Source organism: Erythrobacter sp., assembly GCF_035194505.1.
Classification (GTDB): Bacteria; Pseudomonadota; Alphaproteobacteria; order Sphingomonadales; family Sphingomonadaceae; genus Erythrobacter.
In genome coordinates this window covers 463,034-480,783 of record NZ_CP136573.1, presented here as the reverse complement: position 1 = coordinate 480,783, position 17,750 = coordinate 463,034, and the positions used below count along the sequence as shown (strand labels likewise).

At 64.3% G+C, this 17,750-nt stretch carries 16 protein-coding genes, 1 tRNA gene and 2 pseudogenes; 13 read left to right on the top strand and 6 right to left on the bottom strand.

What is annotated here, in order from left to right; genetic code table 11:
* Positions 1 to 44: 44 nt before the first annotated feature.
* The 13 genes and pseudogenes from mreC (at position 45) to RSE14_RS02405 (ending at position 11,770) form a co-directional block, all read left to right on the top strand.
* Positions 45 to 1,001 carry a rod shape-determining protein MreC gene (gene mreC / locus RSE14_RS02460; RefSeq protein ID WP_324075657.1) on the top strand — a complete coding sequence of 319 codons (957 nt, stop codon included), beginning with the start codon at positions 45 to 47 and terminating at the stop codon, positions 999 to 1,001.
* Positions 1,001 to 1,555: a rod shape-determining protein MreD gene (gene mreD, locus RSE14_RS02455; RefSeq protein WP_324075656.1), complete on the top strand. Its 555-nt coding sequence runs from the start codon at positions 1,001 to 1,003 to the stop codon at positions 1,553 to 1,555. Before mreC ends, mreD begins: the two co-directional genes overlap by 1 nt.
* A 44-nt stretch (positions 1,556 to 1,599) precedes the next feature.
* Entirely contained in the window at positions 1,600 to 3,726 is a 2,127-nt protein-coding gene (gene mrdA / locus RSE14_RS02450; RefSeq protein WP_324076800.1) for a penicillin-binding protein 2, read from the top strand.
* Positions 3,723 to 4,865, top strand: a complete 1,143-nt coding sequence (gene rodA, locus RSE14_RS02445) for a rod shape-determining protein RodA (RefSeq protein ID WP_324075655.1) — start codon at positions 3,723 to 3,725, stop codon at positions 4,863 to 4,865. The genes mrdA and rodA overlap by 4 nt, the downstream gene beginning before the upstream one ends.
* Before the next feature lie 118 nt (positions 4,866 to 4,983).
* Positions 4,984 to 5,059: transfer RNA gene (locus RSE14_RS02440), tRNA-Lys, on the top strand.
* Between the two features lie 542 nt (positions 5,060 to 5,601).
* Positions 5,602 to 6,750: pseudogene (locus RSE14_RS02435) on the top strand (DUF932 domain-containing protein); the annotation flags it as partial.
* A pseudogene (locus tag RSE14_RS02430) lies at positions 6,751 to 7,044 on the top strand (ParB/RepB/Spo0J family partition protein); the annotation flags it as partial.
* 73 nt (positions 7,045 to 7,117) lie between these two features.
* Positions 7,118 to 7,405: a putative entry exclusion protein TrbK-alt gene (trbK-alt, locus tag RSE14_RS14825; protein WP_416379373.1), complete on the top strand. Its 288-nt coding sequence runs from the start codon at positions 7,118 to 7,120 to the stop codon at positions 7,403 to 7,405.
* Position 7,406: 1 nt separating this feature from the next.
* A complete protein-coding gene (gene trbL / locus RSE14_RS02425; protein WP_324075654.1) occupies positions 7,407 to 8,726 on the top strand; it encodes a P-type conjugative transfer protein TrbL in 1,320 nt (439 codons plus the stop codon).
* A gap of 5 nt (positions 8,727 to 8,731) precedes the next feature.
* Complete coding sequence (gene trbF, locus RSE14_RS02420; protein ID WP_324075653.1) at positions 8,732 to 9,415, top strand: conjugal transfer protein TrbF; 684 nt, start codon at positions 8,732 to 8,734, stop codon at positions 9,413 to 9,415.
* Positions 9,412 to 10,377: a P-type conjugative transfer protein TrbG gene (gene trbG / locus RSE14_RS02415; protein ID WP_324075652.1), complete on the top strand. Its 966-nt coding sequence runs from the start codon at positions 9,412 to 9,414 to the stop codon at positions 10,375 to 10,377. Before trbF ends, trbG begins: the two co-directional genes overlap by 4 nt.
* Positions 10,374 to 11,546, top strand: coding sequence for a TraB/TrbI/VirB10 family type IV secretion system protein (locus RSE14_RS02410; protein ID WP_324075651.1), 1,173 nt, complete (start codon positions 10,374 to 10,376; stop codon positions 11,544 to 11,546). Before trbG ends, RSE14_RS02410 begins: the two co-directional genes overlap by 4 nt.
* Complete coding sequence (locus RSE14_RS02405) at positions 11,543 to 11,770, top strand: DUF2274 domain-containing protein (RefSeq protein WP_296310775.1); 228 nt, start codon at positions 11,543 to 11,545, stop codon at positions 11,768 to 11,770. The genes RSE14_RS02410 and RSE14_RS02405 overlap by 4 nt, the downstream gene beginning before the upstream one ends.
* Here RSE14_RS02405 and RSE14_RS02400 read toward each other — a convergent pair.
* The 6 genes from RSE14_RS02400 to RSE14_RS02375 all read right to left on the bottom strand — a co-directional run bounded on the left by RSE14_RS02400 (position 11,758) and on the right by RSE14_RS02375 (position 17,744).
* Positions 11,758 to 12,651, bottom strand: a complete 894-nt coding sequence (locus RSE14_RS02400; RefSeq protein WP_296310776.1) for a LysR family transcriptional regulator — start codon at positions 12,649 to 12,651, stop codon at positions 11,758 to 11,760. The genes RSE14_RS02405 and RSE14_RS02400 overlap by 13 nt on opposite strands.
* Positions 12,652 to 12,858: 207 nt before the next feature.
* On the bottom strand, positions 12,859 to 13,386 hold the full coding sequence (locus tag RSE14_RS02395) for a YybH family protein (protein WP_296310777.1): 528 nt from the start codon (positions 13,384 to 13,386) through the stop codon (positions 12,859 to 12,861).
* A 31-nt stretch (positions 13,387 to 13,417) separates the two neighbouring features.
* A complete protein-coding gene (locus RSE14_RS02390) occupies positions 13,418 to 14,326 on the bottom strand; it encodes a CopD family protein (protein WP_324075650.1) in 909 nt (302 codons plus the stop codon).
* A 31-nt stretch (positions 14,327 to 14,357) separates the two neighbouring features.
* Positions 14,358 to 14,747, bottom strand: coding sequence for a copper homeostasis periplasmic binding protein CopC (gene copC, locus RSE14_RS02385; RefSeq protein ID WP_296310780.1), 390 nt, complete (start codon positions 14,745 to 14,747; stop codon positions 14,358 to 14,360).
* Positions 14,748 to 14,763: 16 nt separating this feature from the next.
* Positions 14,764 to 15,573, bottom strand: coding sequence for a copper resistance protein B (locus RSE14_RS02380; protein ID WP_416379357.1), 810 nt, complete (start codon positions 15,571 to 15,573; stop codon positions 14,764 to 14,766).
* A 305-nt stretch (positions 15,574 to 15,878) separates the two neighbouring features.
* Positions 15,879 to 17,744 (bottom strand): copper resistance system multicopper oxidase, encoded by a 1,866-nt coding sequence (locus RSE14_RS02375; RefSeq protein WP_324075648.1) that lies wholly within the window; start codon positions 17,742 to 17,744, stop codon positions 15,879 to 15,881.
* Positions 17,745 to 17,750 lie beyond the last annotated feature (6 nt).

Below are 17,750 nucleotides of genomic sequence, written 5' to 3'. Positions count from 1 at the left end.
ATCGGCCTGACGCCGGGGGATCTGGCAGAAGGGACGGAAAAGCCATGGCGCCGCCTTCATCGCGACGGTCGGGCTTCTCGAAGAAGGCACAGTTCTCGGTGTTCGCCGCCTATCTGCTGGCGGGCACCGGTGCGCTGGCGGGCCTTGCGCTCCTGATGCTGTCCTTGTGGCAACCCACCGCCTTTGCCCCTTTGCGCGGGCTGGCGGGCGACATCGTTGCCCCAGCAGGCGAGGCCAGCGCCGCCATGCGCAATGGGCGGCAGGGCCTGTTCAGCGGCATCACCGCCTATTTCCGCGCCGGAAGCCAGAACGCGGCGCTGCGCGAGGAAATGGAGCTTGCCCGCATCCGTCTGGCCGAGGCCGAGGCGGTGAAGGACGAGAACCGCCGTTTGAAGGCGCTGCTCGGGCTTGGCGACAAGGACGTAAAGCCGGTCGCCGTGGCGCGGCTGGTCGGTTCCAGCGCCACCAGCGGACGCCGCCTTGCCTATCTTGGCGCGGGCAGCAGCGATGGCGTTGCCGAAGGCATGCCAGTGATGTCCGAGCGCGGGGTGATCGGCCGCGTGCTCGAAACCGGGCGCAAGGCTTCGCGCGTGTTGCTGCTGACCGATAGCGAAAGCGTGCTGCCGGTGCGCCGCGCCAAGGGCGATGTCGTCGCCTTTGCCGAGGGGCGCGGCGACGGGATGCTGCGGGTGCGGCTGGTCAATCTCGGGATCAATCCCCTGAAGCCCGGCGATCTGATGGTGACCAGCGGTGCGGGCGGTTATTACCGGCCCGGCGTCGCGGTGGCGATCATCACCAAGACCACGCCCGATGGCGGGCTGGCGCGGCTGGTGGCCGAACCTTCGGCGATCGGCTTTGTCGCGGTCGAGCCGGTCCATCAGCCCGAAGCTGTGGCCGCGCTGCAATCGGCACGCGCGCCGCTTGACCCGGCGCCGGCAACCTCTGTTCCCTCCCCCGCACCGAGTGCGTCCGATGCCGCTGCCCTCGAGGACAGCGACTGATGGAGCGGCTCAATCCGAACGCCCGCTCCGATCGCTATGGCAGCCGCATCAACCGCACCCAGTCCCCGCTCCGCGCAGGGCTGGTACCCTATGTCTCGATCATGCTGGCATCGCTGCTACCGGCACTGGTGCTGGCCGATGTGATGCCGCTGGTACCACCGCTGGGTTTGCTCATGCTGCTCGCATGGCGGATGGTGCGACCGGGCCTGTTGCCACTGTGGATCGGCGCGCCGCTTGGAGCGTTCGACGATCTGTTCAGCGGCCAGCCTTTCGGCAGCGCCATGCTGCTGTGGTCGCTCGCGCTGATCGCGATCGAACTGATCGAGGCGCGCTTTCCGTGGCGCGGCTTCTTCCAGGACTGGTTCTCCGCCGGGCTCGCGGCCACCATCGTCTGGCTCGCCAGCCTGATGCTGTCGGGCGCCAAGCTGACACCGGAAATGCTGGTGGTAGCCATGCCGCAGGCCTTGCTGTCGGTGCTGCTCTATCCGATACTGGCGCGTATGGTGGCCAGTCTTGACCGTTTCCGGCTCGCCCGCGCACGGAGAATCGGGTGAAGCTGCCGTTCCTCAGCGGCAAGGGCGCTTCCCGCCCTGCCAAAATGATCAACGCCTCGATCCTGCGCTCATCCTTCGAGCGGCGCTCTGTGCTGATCGGCACGGTGCAAGGCGGGATCGGCGTACTGCTGGCCGCGCGCATGGGCTATCTGGCGATTGCCGAGAACGAGAAATACCGCCTCGAGTCCGAGAGCAACCGCGTCAATCTCACCCTCATTCCGCCGCGGCGCGGGTGGATCCTTGATCGCGACGGCGCACCGCTCGCCTCGAACCGCGCTGACTTCCGCGTCGACATCATTCCCGAGCGCCTGTCCGATCCCGAAGCCACAATCGACCGCCTCGGCACCCTCCTCAGCCTCGAGCCTGCGCGGATCGCCGACATCAAGGCCAAGGTCGCCGAGGCGCGCGGCTTCCAACCTGTCGAGGTCGCCAGCGGGCTCGATTACGAACAATTCGCCGCCGTCAGCGTGCGCTTGCCCGATCTGCAAGGCGTGGTGCCGCAGCGCGGCTTTTCGCGCTTCTATCCGACCGGGTGCAGCGTCGGCCATCTGATCGGCTATGTCGGCCCGGCCTCGGCCGAGGAGTTCAAGGCAGACCCCAATCCGCTGCTGATCACGCCGGGCTACAAGATCGGCAAGGACGGGCTCGAGAAGAAGTTCGAGAAGGATCTGCGCGGTGTGCCCGGCGCACGGCGGGTGGAAGTGACCGCGGGCGGGCGTATCGTGCGCGATCTCGAAACCCGCGAGGATGTCCAGGGGCAGCCGATCCGGCTCACTATCGACGGCCCTTTGCAGGACTACGCTGCACGCCGCATTGGACTGGAAAGCGGCTCGGTGGTGGTGATGGACTGCCGCAGCGGTGACGTCCTGTGCATGGCCTCGATGCCCAGCTTCGATCCCAATTCCTTTTCCGACGGCATCGGCGGGGTGGAATATGCGATGCTGAGCGAGGACGAGCGCGTCCCGCTGCGCAACAAGGTTCTGAAGGGGCTCTATCCGCCCGGCTCGACCGTCAAGCCGATGGTGTCGATGGCGCTGATGCAGGCCGGTGTCGATCCGGAAGAGACCGTGTTCTGCGGCGGGGGCCTGCGCGTCGGCAATCGCGTATTCGGCTGCTGGAACCGGCGCGGGCATGGCGCGGTCAACATGGCCAAGGGCATCTACCAGTCCTGCGACGTCTATTTCTACGCAATGGCCCAGCGGGTCGGGATGGACCCGATTGCGGCCATGGCCCGGCGCTGCGGCATGGGGCAGGAATTCCCGCTCCCCGTCATCAGCCAGTTCTACGGCACCGTGCCCGATCCGGCGTGGAAGATGAAGAAATGGGGCCGCGAGTGGCAGACCTTCGACACGGTCAACGCCACCATCGGGCAGGGCTACATGCTCTCGAACCCGCTGCAGCTGGCAGTGATGGCATCGCGGCTTGCGACCGGGCGCCACGTGATGCCGCGCCTGAACCTCGAGACCGCGCCCAAGGGCTTCGACAATATCGACTTCCCCTCCGAGCAGGTGGAATATGTCCGCAAGGCAATGAGCGATGTCGTCAATGGTCCCGGCACGGCCGGCCGCGCGCGGCTGCCGATCGATGGTACGCTGATGGCGGGAAAGACGGGCACGGCGCAGGTCGTCTCGCTGTCGATCTCGAACGGCAAATCCGGCCCTTGGAAATATCGCGACCACGGCTTGTTCATCTTCTTCGCCCCCTATGACAACCCGCGCTATGCGGGCGCGGTGGTGATCGAGCATGGCGGCGGCTCGGGCGCGGCCTATCCGATTGCGCGCGATGTGATGACCTTCCTGTTCGATCCGGCCAAGGGGATGGACGCGCTGCGCTCGCTCGAGGCCGGATGGGGCGGCACCGCGCAGCAGCGGCTCGATGCGCGTTACGCGGCCTATGCCGCAGCGCGCGGCACGACTGTCAGCCGTCCGCCGCGGCGCGAGGAGGATATCTTCGACCGGGTCGAGGCCGAAGCCCGCCTGGCTGCGCAGCAATCGGAAGCCATCGCCAACCAGGTGATCGCCCCAAGACCCGAAGCCAATCCTTCGAGCACCCCTGGGGCAACGACGGGTACGGCTCCGACTGATCCCGCAGCGCCCGCCGCCGCTGCCGCCGCCCCTGCCCCTGCGCCTGCAGCTCCCGCTGCCGCCGCGACCGGGAGCACGCCGCAATGAACAACACCACCCTTGGCGGCGCGACCGGGATCGTCCCTGCGCCGATGGCCCGCCAGCCCTGGGAAATGCTGATCCCGGTGCTGCTGCTCACCTGTTTTGGCGGGCTGGTGCTCTATTCGGCGGGCGGCGGTTCGATGCAGCCCTTTGCCACCTCACATTTCATCCGCTTCGGGGTGTTCATGGTGATGACCGGGATCATCGCCTCCATGCCGCGCGAGGCGGTGCGGGTTCTGACTTACCCCGCCTATCTGATGGTGCTGGTGATGCTGCTCGGCGTCGATGTGGTCGGCGCGGTTGGCGGAGGGAGCCAGCGCTGGCTCGAATTCGGGCCGATTCGCATCCAGCCTTCGGAGCTGATGAAGCCAGCGGTGGTGCTGGCCATGGCGCGCTTCTACGAGACCCTGCCGCCCGGCATGATCGGATCGTGGCGTTCGCTGGTGCCGGCTGGCGGCCTGATCGCCCTGCCGATGGGCCTGGTGCTGATGCAGCCCGATCTTGGCACCTCGGTGGCGATTGCTTTTGGCGGGGTGGTCGTGATGTTCTTTGCCGGCCTGCCCCTGTGGTGGTTCCTGATGGCCGGCGGCGGGCTGGTCGCGGCCATGCCGCTGGTGTTCTTCTTCGCGCTCCATGATTATCAGCGCGCCCGCGTGACGACCTTTCTCGATCCCGAAAGCGATCCGCTCGGCGCAGGCTATCACATCGCCCAGTCCAAGATCGCGATCGGATCGGGCGGCTTGTTCGGCAAGGGCTTCAACAACGGCACCCAGAGCCACCTCGAATATCTGCCCGAACCGCACACCGATTTCGTCTTCGCAACCATGGCCGAGGAATGGGGGCTGATGGGCGGCCTGTTCGTGCTGGCGATGTACGGGATGATCCTGTGGTGGGGGACCAAGGTTTCGCGCGAATCGCAGGACCGCTTCTGCGCCCTGCTCGCCGCAGGAGCGACCGCGACGATCTTCTTCTACATCGCGATCAATCTGCTGATGGTGATGGGCATGGCGCCGGCCAAGGGCATTCCCCTGCCGTGGATGAGCCATGGCGGCTCATCGATGATGACCAACATGATCTGCATCGGCCTGTTGATGATGGTCAACCGCTGGAACCAGGACGCCCCGCGCCGCGGCCTGGCGAACTGATCGCGGGTTTTCGCGAATAGGCTCTTGCCATCGGAGCGAGAGCCGCTAAATGCAGCGCCTCACGCGAATCAAGGGCCGTCTGCGGCACGGTTTCGCGGGTTTCCGACCAGATCGGAATGGACGCATAGCTCAGTTGGTAGAGCAGCTGACTCTTAATCAGCGGGTCCTAGGTTCGAGCCCTAGTGCGTCCACCAAACTTCTCAACGACTTAGGTGCAAATATACACCCCTTCCAAGGGGCTGTCGAGCGCCACTTAATCGCCACGTAATCAACGTGTTTCGTAGCCTGGCGTAGAAGCTTGATTTTCGATGTGCGGGAGGAGGTTTCCTCCCTGGTCGAAGCCGCTGTGCATCTTCTTCACACCCACCTCAGCGGGGACACCCCGCAACGCCCCTAAACAAGGAGCGGGGCTGGCGGCGCGCTCGGTCCCGTGCGCCGTTCCGGCGCACTCCTGCGGGCGCGGCGTTTCACGACAAGGGCCCCGCACGCACTCTGAACCGACGGACATGGAACAAAGCGCAGGCCGGGAAAGCCGACAGGCCCCGGCTTTCCGCCTGCGCGAGCGATGGCATGATGCTCCGCCTCTTTCAGGGTGCAGTTTCTTGCTTTGGCGATCTCGCTGGCCGCTCGCGCGGTTGTAAGCTTTGAGGGGGGAGAGTGAGAGTCTGGCGGGCTTCGCCGTGACGGGATGAAGGTCGAGAGAGAGGCTCCCGGCCAGCCGTCATGGAGATTTCCCATGGATATGCAGGTTCTCGATACGCGCCGCGACTCAAGCGGCGGTTACAAGGTCGATGTCTCGCGCGGCTCGCGCGTGAGTCGGGTGTCTTCGGAGTGGTTCTCGCGCCCAGGTGACGAGCGGTTTCTGTCACTGGGCGATCTGGCCCGATCAGTGCGCGGTCGGTCTGACCGGAGCCGGACGCGCGTGGTCGAGACGGCGCTGATACATGTCGAAGCAAACCGCAATGATCCGGAACGCCTGGCTCTCATGTTGCCGGGTGCAGAGGCACCGGTGACGCCAACCCACTGGAGCTTTGGGCAACTGGCCAGCCAGGTAGGCGCTCCTGCTGCCTATCTACGCCAACTTCCGGCGCCGCTCGCCGCGATCAATCTGCAATACGGGCTGACCTCCAACCGAGCCGAGCAGATCAAGACGCTCGAAACCGACGATGCGGTTTCCGGGGGCCGCCTCGAACTGCGCGCCGTGACGGGCCCCGATTACGGCCGGATCTACGACCATGAGCTCGTCGAAGCGGTGCAGAAGATCGCTGGCAACGGCACCGGCGACACACGCTGGAAGGTTCCAGGCGTGCTCGACTGGTCGACCGGGGTCTACAACCCTAACGTCGACATCTCGAAGGATACGACCACGCTCTACGCGTCGGATCGCGACGTCTTCGTGTTTCTGGTCGATGATCTCAACCCGATCGAAGCCGGGCGGCTGCCCGACGGATCGCCCGATCTCTACTTCCGCGGGTTCTATTGCTGGAACTCCGAGGTCGGCGCCAAGACGCTCGGCATGGCGAGCTTCTACCTGCGCGCGGTCTGCCAGAACCGGAACCTGTGGGGGGTGGAGGACTTCGAAGAGATCAGCATTCGCCACAGCAAGTATGCCGCCAACCGCTTTGCCCACGAAGCAGAACCGGCGCTGTTGAACTTCGCGAATTCCTCGCCGCAGCCGTTCATCAACGGCATCAAGACCGCGCGGGAGCGAATTGTCGCACGTAGTGACGAAGACCGGCAGGATTTCCTCCGGGCGCGCGGATTCTCCAAGGCTGAAACCGGCCGGATCATCGAGACCGTCCTCGCCGAGGAAGGCCGCCCGCCGGAATCGATCTTCGATTTCGTACAGGGCATCACCGCATTGGCGCGGTCCAAGGCCCATCAGCCGGTCCCTTGCGTCGTGCGCGAAGCCGGGATCGCCGAAGAGGACTCACTCGCCGAAAACGTCATGCGCGTCGCGCTGCATCCGCTCGACCAGTTCCGTGCCTTCAGCGCGCTGATCGAAGCGGGCCTGTCCGAGGAAGACATCGCCGCGCGGTTCTTCGTCTCTGTCTCGACCGTACGCCAGCGCCTGCGGCTCGCGTCGGTCTCGCCCACCCTGCTCGAGATCTATGGTGAGGACGGCATCACACTCGAACAGCTCATGGCCTTCTCAGTCACCGACAACCACGCGCGCCAGAGGCCGCCAACGTCACAAGCAGCGAGGGCACGCTCAACGCACAGGCCAAGTCTGCGGCCCGCTCGGCGTTTGAATCCGCCAAGCAGCGCTTCTTCAATCATCTGATTACGGCGATGAAGAGCCTGCGCCACCGCCAGGCGATGTCATCGCCGCGGCACATGAAGCCGGAGACGATACAAAGGCCACCCTCGCCTATTGCGCCGCCCTAGGCTTTGAGGCGGCATCAGTCGATATCTGCACCGCAGCCTGGGCTGCGGAACGACGCCGGTTCCTGGGGCAAGCCGAGCGTGATGCGGCGGTCGTGGCCCCTGTGACTGACAACAGCGGGGATCCCACCCTCGATATGGCGAGGGATCGCTGACATGGGTGGCACCGGCGTCGTCGACCGCTTCCTCGACATCTTCTCGCGCTACATTGACAGCGGGTTCGGCCTTTTGGGCGGCGAAGTCGCCTTCATCGCCACGACGCTGATCGTCATCGATGTCACACTGGCAGCGCTGTTCTGGTCATGGGGCGAGCAGGACGACATCCTTGCCCGCCTCGTTAAGAAGACGCTCTTTGTCGGCATCTTCGCCTATATCATCGGCAACTGGAACAGCCTCGCACGCATCGTGTTCGAGAGCTTTGCCGGCCTTGGCCTCAAGGCCAGTGGCACCGGGTTTACCGCTGCCGAACTGCTGCAGCCGGGCCGCGTCGCGCAAGTGGGGCTTGATGCCGCCTATCCCTTGCTGGAGTCGATCTCCGAGCTGCTCGGCTTTGTCAGCTTCTTCGAGAATTTCCTGCAGATCGTGATCCTGCTGGTCGCCTGGGCGATCGTCATCATCGCCTTCTTCATTCTATCGATTCAGCTGTTCATCACGCTCATCGAGTTCAAGCTGGCCACGCTTTGCGGCTTTGTGCTGATCCCGTTCGGCCTGTTCGGCAAGACCGCCTTCATGGCCGAACGCGTGCTTGGCCATGTCGTCTCGTCGGGCATCAAGGTGCTGGTGCTCGCGGTGATCGTCGGCATCGGCTCGACCATCTTTTCCGAGTTTACAACCGCCATCGCGGGCGAGCCCACCATCGAGGACGCATTGTCGATCGTGCTGGCGAGCCTGGCGCTGCTTGGCCTCGGCATCTTCGGTCCCGGGATCGCCAATGGCATTGTTTCCGGCGGGCCGCAGCTTGGCGCAGGTGCCGCCGCCGGCACCGCGCTACTCGCTGGCGGCGCTGCCGCAGGCGCTGTCGCCGGTGCCAAACTGGCGGGCGGCGCAGTGGCCAGTGCGGCCTCCAATGTCGCGCAAGGGACGTCGCGGGCCGCAGGCGGCGCAACCATGGCTTACGCCCTCGGCTCAGCCGGCAAGTCGGGCGGCGCAGCAGTGGCAGGCGGCGCGCGTGCCGTCGGCGAATATGCCGCCAGCGCCGCGACATCGCCGCTGCGCAAGGCCGGTGAAGGCGTGAAGCAATCGTTCCGCGAAGGCAGCCGCGACGCCATCACAAAAACAGGCGGCAGCATCACGCCCGGTCCCAATACGCCGCCGTCATCGCCGTCTGCAGCTTCTGATCAGGGCCAGCCCGCATGGGCCAAGGCGATGAAAGACCGGCAGACGATCTCACACGGCGCGAGCATCGCCGCGCACACGCTCAAATCGGGCGACAGCCATGGCGGCGGCGCCTCGGTCGACACCTCAGAAAAGGACTGACGCAGATGTATCGACGACCCTCAATCCGCTACGGCAAGACCCCCGAACCGGAAACGCCGTACCAGCGCGCTGCGCAGGTCTGGGATGACCGGATCGGCTCGGCGCGGGTCCAGGCGCGAAGCTGGCGCTATGCCTTTTTCGGCGCACTCAGCCTGTCCGCCTGCCTCACAGCCGGGATCGTCTGGCAGGGTTCGCAGGGCTCGATCATCCCATGGGTGGTGCAGGTCGACAAGCTTGGCGAAGCCCAGGCCGTTGCCCCTGCGGTCAGCGACTTTGACCCGAGCGACCCGCAGATCGCGTTTCATCTGGCGCGGTTTATCGAACAGGTGCGCAGCATTCCCGACGATCCGATCATCGTTCGCCAGAACTGGCTGCGCGCCTATGACTTTGTTACCGACCGCGGCGCATTGGTGCTCAACGATTATGCGCGGACCAATGATCCTTTTGCGCTGATTGGCCGCGAACAGGTCGGGATCGATGTCACCAGCGTCATCCGCGCCTCGCCGAGCAGCTTCCGCGTTGCCTGGGTCGAACGCCGCTACCGCGATGGGAGCCTTGCCGAGACCAGTCGCTGGACCGCGATCCTGACGATCACCGTCCAAACCCCGCGCACCCCCGATGCCCTGCGCAAGAACCCGCTCGGCATTTTCGTCAATGCCATCAACTGGTCAAAGGAACTTGGCTCATGATCTCGCCCATTCCCGGTCGCCTTGCGGTGACCCTCCTGCCCGTCCTGCTTGGAACAACCGCCTGTCCGGCTTCAGCCCAAGTGGTGGCATCAGAACCGGCGCCAGTGGTCGCCGATGCGGGGACCACTGCGACAATTCAGACGCAATCCGAACCGCGGCGAGCCCCCTCCCCCGCCGCGCGCCGCTCCCAGCCATCCGCCCCCCGGGATCGGGTGGGAGCGGCAAACGCCGCCGCGCGCGTGCAGCCCGAGGGCGGGCAATTCATCAACGCGATCCAGAACTATGCCTGGGCTCCCGGCGCGCTCTATCAGGTCTATGCCGCGCCGGGACAGGTGACCGACATTGCGCTGCAGCAAGGCGAGCAGCTGGTTGGCGCCGGACCTGTTGCTGCCGGTGACACTGTGCGCTGGCTGATCGGCGATACCGTAAGCGGGCGCGGGGCCACTGCGCGCGTCCACATTCTGGTAAAGCCGGTCCGCTCCGACATCACCACCAACCTCGTCATCAATACCGACCGCCGCACCTATCATATCGAGCTGCGCGCCAATCCGTCGGTCTACATGGCGTCGGTCTCCTGGACCTATCCGCAGGACGAGCTGATCGCCTTGCAGCAGGCGCAGGAAGCCGAGGCGCGCGCCGCTCCGGTTGCCGCCAATATTCCGATCGAAGCGCTCAATTTTGCCTACCGCCTGTCGGGCGATCGGCCTGCGTGGCGACCGGTGCGCGTGTTCGATGCCGGGCGGCAGACCTTTATCGAATTTCCCGAAAGCGTTGCGCAAGGTCAGATGCCGCCGCTGTTCGGGCTTGGCGAAGGCAATCAGGCCGAGCTCCTCAACTACCGCGTATCAGGCCGCTTCATGATCGTCGATCGGCTGCTCGAGCGCGCCGAACTGCGCCTTGGCGACCGCCGTTCGCAGCAGCGCGTCGAGATCCGCAAGGAACGCCGGAGGACGCCGTCATGAGCGACGAAGCTGCCCCAACGCCAGAAGAGGCGGTCAAGCTGCGCGGCGATCCCCCGCGCGTCATGCGGCTGTCGCGCAAAGCCATCGGCATTGCCTCGGCCTGCGGCTTTGCCCTTGTCGGCGGTGCGCTGATCTATGCCCTGCAGCCCGCTAGCCAGGCCGAGCGCGAGGAGCTGCTCAACACCGAAGGCGCAGCGCGGCCCGATGCCTTGGCCGATGCCCCTCGCGACTATGGTGATGTCCCCAAGCTGGGCCCGCCCCTGCCCGGCGATCTCGGTGCGCCGATCCTGGCGGCACAACAGCGCGGCGATGTGGCTGAGCTTCCGCCGATCGGCGCTGCGCCGCCCAGCGGACCTGCGCCAACGCCAGCGCAGACGGCTGCCGAGGCGGAGCGGCAGCGGCTACTGCAGGAACGCAGCGCCGCGCGCGAAAGCCGCCTGTTCTTTGGTGGCAGTGCGGGGGCAGCTGCTGTCGGTGACGGATCGGAAGTTGCCGATGCCGGAAGTGGGCCGCCGGTGCCGCAGCTTGCAGCAGAGGCTCAGCGTCCCGCCTTTGCCGAGCGCCCCGCCGAGCGCCGGACGGTATCAGCGAGCCGGATCGAACCGCCTGCGGGCACCCATGTCTTGCAGGCGGGCAGCATCATTCCTGCAGCGCTGATCACCGGGATTCGTTCCGATCTTCCGGGTCAGGTCACCGCGCAGGTGACCGAGCCTGTCTATGACAGCGTCACCGGGGGCATTCTGCTCATCCCCCAGGGCTCGCGGCTGATTGGTGACTATAATGCCGACGTGTCCTTCGGCCAGCGCCGGGTTCAACTCGCATGGAACCGGCTGATCTTGCCCGATGGCCGGTCGATCGTGCTGGAACGCCAACCCGGCGGCGATCCGTCCGGCTTTGCCGGGCTGCAGGACGGCGTGGACTTTCATTGGGGCGGAGTTCTGCGCGCGGCGCTGGTCTCGACCTTGCTGGGCGTTGGCGGCGAGCTTGGCGCTGGCAATGACGACAATCTCACACGCGCGCTGCGCCGCGGCTCGCAGGACAGCATCGGCCGTGCGGGCGAACAGGTGGTCAGTCGCGAGCTTGATGTCAGGCCAACCCTGACCATCCGTCCCGGTTTTCCGGTGCGCGTGCTGGTGACCCGTGATCTGATGTTGGGAGGCGGATCGTGACCCGATTGAAACTGGCCGATCTGGCGGACGAAAAGCCGGTCAAGGTAACCATCGAGCTTTCATCCCGCCTCTACCGCGACCTGCTTGCCTATGGCTTGGCGATCAACGGCGGCGATACCAAAGATGCTCCCACACCCGAACGACTGATCCCGCCGATGATCGAGCGCTTCATCGCGACCGACCGGTCCTTCGCCAAATTGCGGCGCTCGGGTCAGGCCGGGTAGCGTTCGCTGATCAGTTCGAAGAAGCGCTTCAGCGCTGGGTTATCGTTATCCTCGCGCCAGTAGAAGGCATAATCGAGGCGCGCAGCACCGCCTTGATCGATAATTTCCGCGAAGGTCAGTTCTGGCCAATGCACACCGATCGATGCTTCAGTGGCCAGCGTGATGTATCGCCCGAACGGGACCGTGCTCAAAACACTTTCCAGACTCGTGTCTTGCATGATCAAGTTCGCACGATAGCCCTGATCCGATAAGCGACGTTGCAGAATTCGGGCCATCGCAGAGCCTACACTTTGGCTGGGCAATACAAAGACCTGTCGGCGAAAATCACTCCAGTGAAGCCGGTCTGACTTGGCCAGTTGATGGTCTTTCGGAAAAGCGACAAGCAATCGTTCTGACCATGCCGAGCGCCGCGAGATGCCGGCGTCGTGCGCATCCGACGGCATCAGCGCGACGTCAATGATCCGGGCCTTCAGGTCACTGAGCATCCGCTCGGGATCGGCTTCGATCCCGTCAAACTGAATGTCGGGGTGACGCCGCATATATTCGCCAATGGTCGCGCGCATATTGCCGGCCATCAGGGACGCAGAAAAGCCGACCGCGATTCTGCCTTCTTCGCCATAGCTGACGGCGCGGGCTGTCGTCTGAAGATTGTCGATATCGGTGAGGATGCGCCGGGCAACGCTCAGGAATGCCTTGCCCTGTTCGGTCGGTATCGCGCCGCGCGTGCTGCGTTCAAAGAGCTTGATCCCTAGGCGGGCTTCCAAGGCGGCTATGCGTCTGCTCAAAGTCGATTGCTTGATCCGCAATGCTTCGGCGGCGCGTGAGAAATTCTGGGCATCGGCTGTCGCAACAGCAAATCTGAGCTGACGCACTTCGATCATAGGCTACGCGACCTTTATCATCTTCTCCCCGGCCGCATTATCACCAATAATCAGGATCACCCAAATTTTTCCAATGTCTTCAATAACCAGCGGGCAAGATCGCTGCCGCTACAAGCACGTATTCGTGCTCTTCGCACCCATTAATTCACTATGGGTCATCTCGCTCGAGACCTCAGATTTCCTGCCCGATGTGAAACGAAGATCGGTTCAGGATACATCGGCCGACGACCAGTGAATGTGTACGATACGCCATTGCCCGTTCACTTGCCGGAGCATCATCGTCTCGACCGACCGGCTGTTGATCGCACGCGTGCGGTACGTTCCGGTCACCGTTTCGACACTCATGACCCAGGCCATATCGCCTTGCATACCATGCGTGCGGCTGACCAGGGTTCGCGGCACTGCGGCGCTGAAGGCAGCGTCGGCTTCCAGATGATGGCTGGCATATTCGGCGCGGCTGTTTTCAACGCCGCCAGATTCGAAAATAACGATGTCTTCAGAAAGGTGCATCAGCGCCGCGTCCGTATCGCCGCTGGCAAGTGCAGCGTGGAAGGCCATGACAGTTCCGACCGGTGTTGCAGCGTCGATAGTGGCGCTCGGCGCTCCCGAGACCGGCATTCGCGGCGCATCATGCGCCCCGGGATGCGCAGCCGTCAGACTTAGCCCGATCGCTACCATTGCAGCGAGACGCGCCGCGCGCCGCCCTGCCAATTGACCCACTTCACTCTTTAACATGACCTTGTTCCTCCCTGTGTCCCGTTTGCATTTACATCATCATTGGCATCATTGGCGACATCGTGCCCAGCACGGCAACCAGACCGATTACACCGCCGGCCAGCAGCAGCTCGCCTGCCAGGCTTCTGCGAAGGCGCAACAATGCGGTATGGGGCTCGGCAGTCTCGTGGCGTTGGTCGAGAACCTCCCATCGTCCGATCGCGGCGTTTTGAGCACCGAACGCCAGCATCATGCCAACCAGTATGACTTTGGCGACCAGCAAGATGCCATAAGGCGTGGACAAAACCGCCACGCTGTTCTCCAGTCCGAAGATCAACTGCGCGTTGATCACGCCCGTCAGTGCAGCTGCAGCGACCAGGCCGACGCCCAGCGGCGCGAACGCGTGCATCACGCGAAGCAGCGGCAAAGCAGGGATGAGATCGGGCTGCCGTTGGGCTTTGACCGTAAGCATCAGGAACCAACATATTGCGCCCAGCCACAGGCTGGTCGCCAGCAGATGGACGCCATTGTTCAAACGGTGGAACAGGCCCAATCCGCCTTCAGTCGCAGCCGCATGGCCGCTCCAGCTGAGCGTCAGCAATGCGCCAGCGAAGCACATGGCCGCAATCAGCGTGGCTTGCCTCCCTGCTCGGTCTGCCAGCAGTGCGCAAAGGCCGGCGATCAGCAGCGCAAGGCGTACCAGAAACGCCATGCCCATCTCGGTGCCGATGATCATCGCCTCGATCATCGGCCAGTCGAGCGAAGCAATCGGCGCGCCCATCATCGCTGCAATCGACACAAGCATCAGCGCGATTGACAACAGCGGCGCACAAATGGCGACGAGGGTCAGGGCAGTCCTGCCCTCATCCTGCGACACCCACTCAAGGTGCCGCAGCTTCAGCAAACGAAACGCCGTCCAACCGAACAGCCAAAGCAGCGCACCATAATGCGCGAAGCGCAACCCCTGTTCAGTCCAACTCCCCACGCTGTGGTCAGCTGACGATGAAGTTGACGGTGCCGTTCATGCGATGCCCATCGGCTCCGGCGGCTTGCCAGCGCACCTCATAGGTTCCGGCGCGCAGCGGCTGCCGCAGGGTGAGCGTCATGGTCTTGTTGCCATTGCTCCAGGCCGTCGTGAAATTGCGGATCACCATCTCGCCGTGGTTCGCCATCCCAGGCATCGCGGTCATGACGATGCTGGCGGCGGCGGTCGGCGGCAACAAGGCTTCGCTGAATGTGAGGGTCACCGCCCGCGGGCGCACAACGGTTGCGCCCTCAGCAGGAGTCGAGGCCACGACGCGCGTATGGGCAAGCGCGATCGACGGGGCCGCAAGCGGCGCAGCAATCATGGCAATTGTGGCGAGGAGAGATGCGAATTTCATGGGGTATTCCTTTACTTCAAAACCAGAAACGGATGCCGACGAGATAATTGGTAACGCTGGGATCATCGCCGCGTGCGCGGGCGTAATCGGCGCTGCCGCCGAGGCGCCAGCTTTGTTCGATGCCGATATAGGGGGCAAACTCGCGGATGAATTCGTAGCGCAGCCGCACGCCGACCTCGACCGAGTCGATCCCTGAACCGATGCCGAGGCGCGGAATGTCCTGCGCCGACAGGTTCACCTCGGCGCGCGGTTGCAAGATCAGACGCTGCGTGATCCGCTGGTCGACCTCGCCCTCTATCCGCGCCGTGAGATCGCCGCGCTGTGACAGAAACAATGCGGCGTCGACTTCGAACATATAGGGCGAAAGCCCTTGCACGCCGATCACTGCATGTGTGGTGTCGGGTCCGCCGAGGTCTTGCCGCACGCCCGCCTGCAGATCCCAGAAGGGCGCAATGGCCCGGGCGTAAAGCGCCTGAACTTCGGCTTGTTCAATCGGTTCGCCGAACGTGCCTTCACCTTCGCTCTTGAACCAGAGCCGGCTCGTCGGCCCGCCATAATAGCCCTGAATATCCCACAGATAGCCCTCACGGCCGTCGCGCACCTGCGTCTCGAAACGATCTCCCTGGAACCAGAAGACCGGGAAATCGCCATGGGTGCGTTGCAAATCCTCACGCGAAGCCCGCATCGCGTCGGCGCCCCAAATGGCATCGGCAGCACGCGGTGGACCGCTTCCGGCCTCAGGTGGCGGCGGGGTTTCCATGGCAGGTCCAGGCGATGCCGACGCTGCGCCGCCCATCATGCCATGATCCATGGTGCTGTGGTCCATGCCAGTCATCGGATCGGCAGGTGCAGCCGCCTCACCCGTCATGTCATGGCCCGCGTGAGGGTCGATTGTCTCAGAGGTCGCAGGCTGCTCAGGCATTACGTGCCCCGCGTGCGGATGGGACGGATCAGGCGCGGGCGTAGTCGGCGCGGCCGGCATGCCGTGCCCGGCATGGGGATCGCCGGGCGCTGGAGCAGGTGTCGGCGCTGGCGCTGGCGCAGGCATTGCATGCCCTTGATGCTGCGCGAAGGCCGGGACGGAGATCATCGCGCTCCCGAGCAGGGCCGCTGACAGCACAGACCGCACGCTCATGCGCCGCCTCCCGGACCGACCACGGTCACGGTCTGCATCATCCCGCCATGCATGTGATACATCAGGTGGCAGTGGAATGCCCAGTCGCCGGGTTCGTTGGCGGTGAGATCAAATTGCGCGCTGGCGCCGGGCTGGACGATCACGACGTTCTTGCGCGGCTGATGCTCAGCGCTTTCCCCGTTGACCAGTTCGAAGAACATGCCGTGAAGATGGATGGGGTGCGCCATCATCGTGTTGTTGATGAGCTTCACCCGCACCCGCTCGTTCCAAGCAAAACGGATCGGCACATCGCTGACGGCCGAATACATTCGCCCGTCAAACGACCACATGTAGCGTTCCATGTTGCCGGTGAGGTGCAGCTCTAGCAGCCGCGAAGGCTCGCGCGTGTCGTGGTTGGCCTCAAGCGCGGTGAGCATCCGATAGTTGAGCACCCGGTGCGGCACATCGCGCAGGCCGAGGCCGGGATCGCCCATTTTGTCCGTCGGTGCCATCGACACCATGTCGATCCCCGGACCAATCGCCACGTCAGGCGGTAGCAGCGTGGTGTCGCGCATCATCATGCCGTCCATGCTCATTCCGCCCATCGCCATGCCCGCCATTGCGCCATCGGCGGCGTCAGCAGGTACGGCCGGATCGCTATGGCCCATGGCGGCGTGGTCCATTTCGCCTGCTGCAGCATCTGCGGCGGCGCCGCCATGATCCATCATGCTGTGGTCCATGCCATCGGAGCCGTGGTTCATGCCCATGTCGCCCATGGTCAACAGCGGCGGATCACGTAGCGCCGGCACCGCCGCCCGCGCACCCGGGCGGCTCGCCAGCATCGCCAGTGCCATGCCTGATCGGTCCATCGATTCGCCCACGATGGCATAGGCATCAGCCTCACCAGGAGTGACGATCACGTCATAGATTTCAGCCGTGCCGATCTGGAATTCGTCGACCTCAACCGGGCGCACATTCTGGCCATCGGCAGCGATGATAGTCATCGGCAGGCCGGGAATGCGAACATTGAAGAAGCTCTGCGCCGATCCATTGATGATGCGCAGCCGCACGCGTTCCCCGGCGCGGAATAGATATTCCATCCCCTCGGTTGGGCCGCGCCCGTTGGCGAGGAAGGTGTAGGTCGGCGCGCCGATATCCATGATGTCGGTCGGCATCATCCGCATTTCGGCCCACATCCGCCGTTCTTCACCCGACATCGGATATTGGTCGGTCCAGGTGCTCAGCTGCCGATTGAAATAACCTTCGCCCGTGCGCAACCGGCTCATGATGAAATGCGGATCGAGCACGGTGAAGTCGCTCAGCAGCAGGATGTAATCGCGATCAAACTGCACCGGCTCGGCCCCTGCCGGATCGATGATCATCGGGCCGTAATGGCCGGATTGCTCCTGCAGACCCGAATGGCTGTGATACCAATAGGTGCCCGACTGACGGATGGGGAACTCGTAGGTGAAGGTCTGGCCCGGTTTGATACCGGGAAAGCTGATGCCGGGCACCCCATCCATGTGAAACGGCAAAAGGAAGCCGTGCCAGTGCACCGACGTATCGGTCTCCAGATTATTGGTGACATTGAGGCGGACATTCTGCCCCTCGCGCAGCCGGATCAGCGGGCCGGGGACACTGCCATTGACGGCAATGCCCGGACCGCGCCGCCCCTCGACAATGCGGTGGCCGCTGCCAACGGTCAAGTCGATGACATCGCCTGACAGCTCGCCAAAACCTGCAGGAATACGCGGGCCGCCGCGCCCATGGCTGCCGCTGCGGTGGACGTTATGACCCTGCGCCCAGGCCGGCATGGCAGCGAAGGCTGATCCCGCGCCAAGGGCGGCGATGAGGTGACGTCGTGTAAGGTTCGGACTGTTCATACGGTT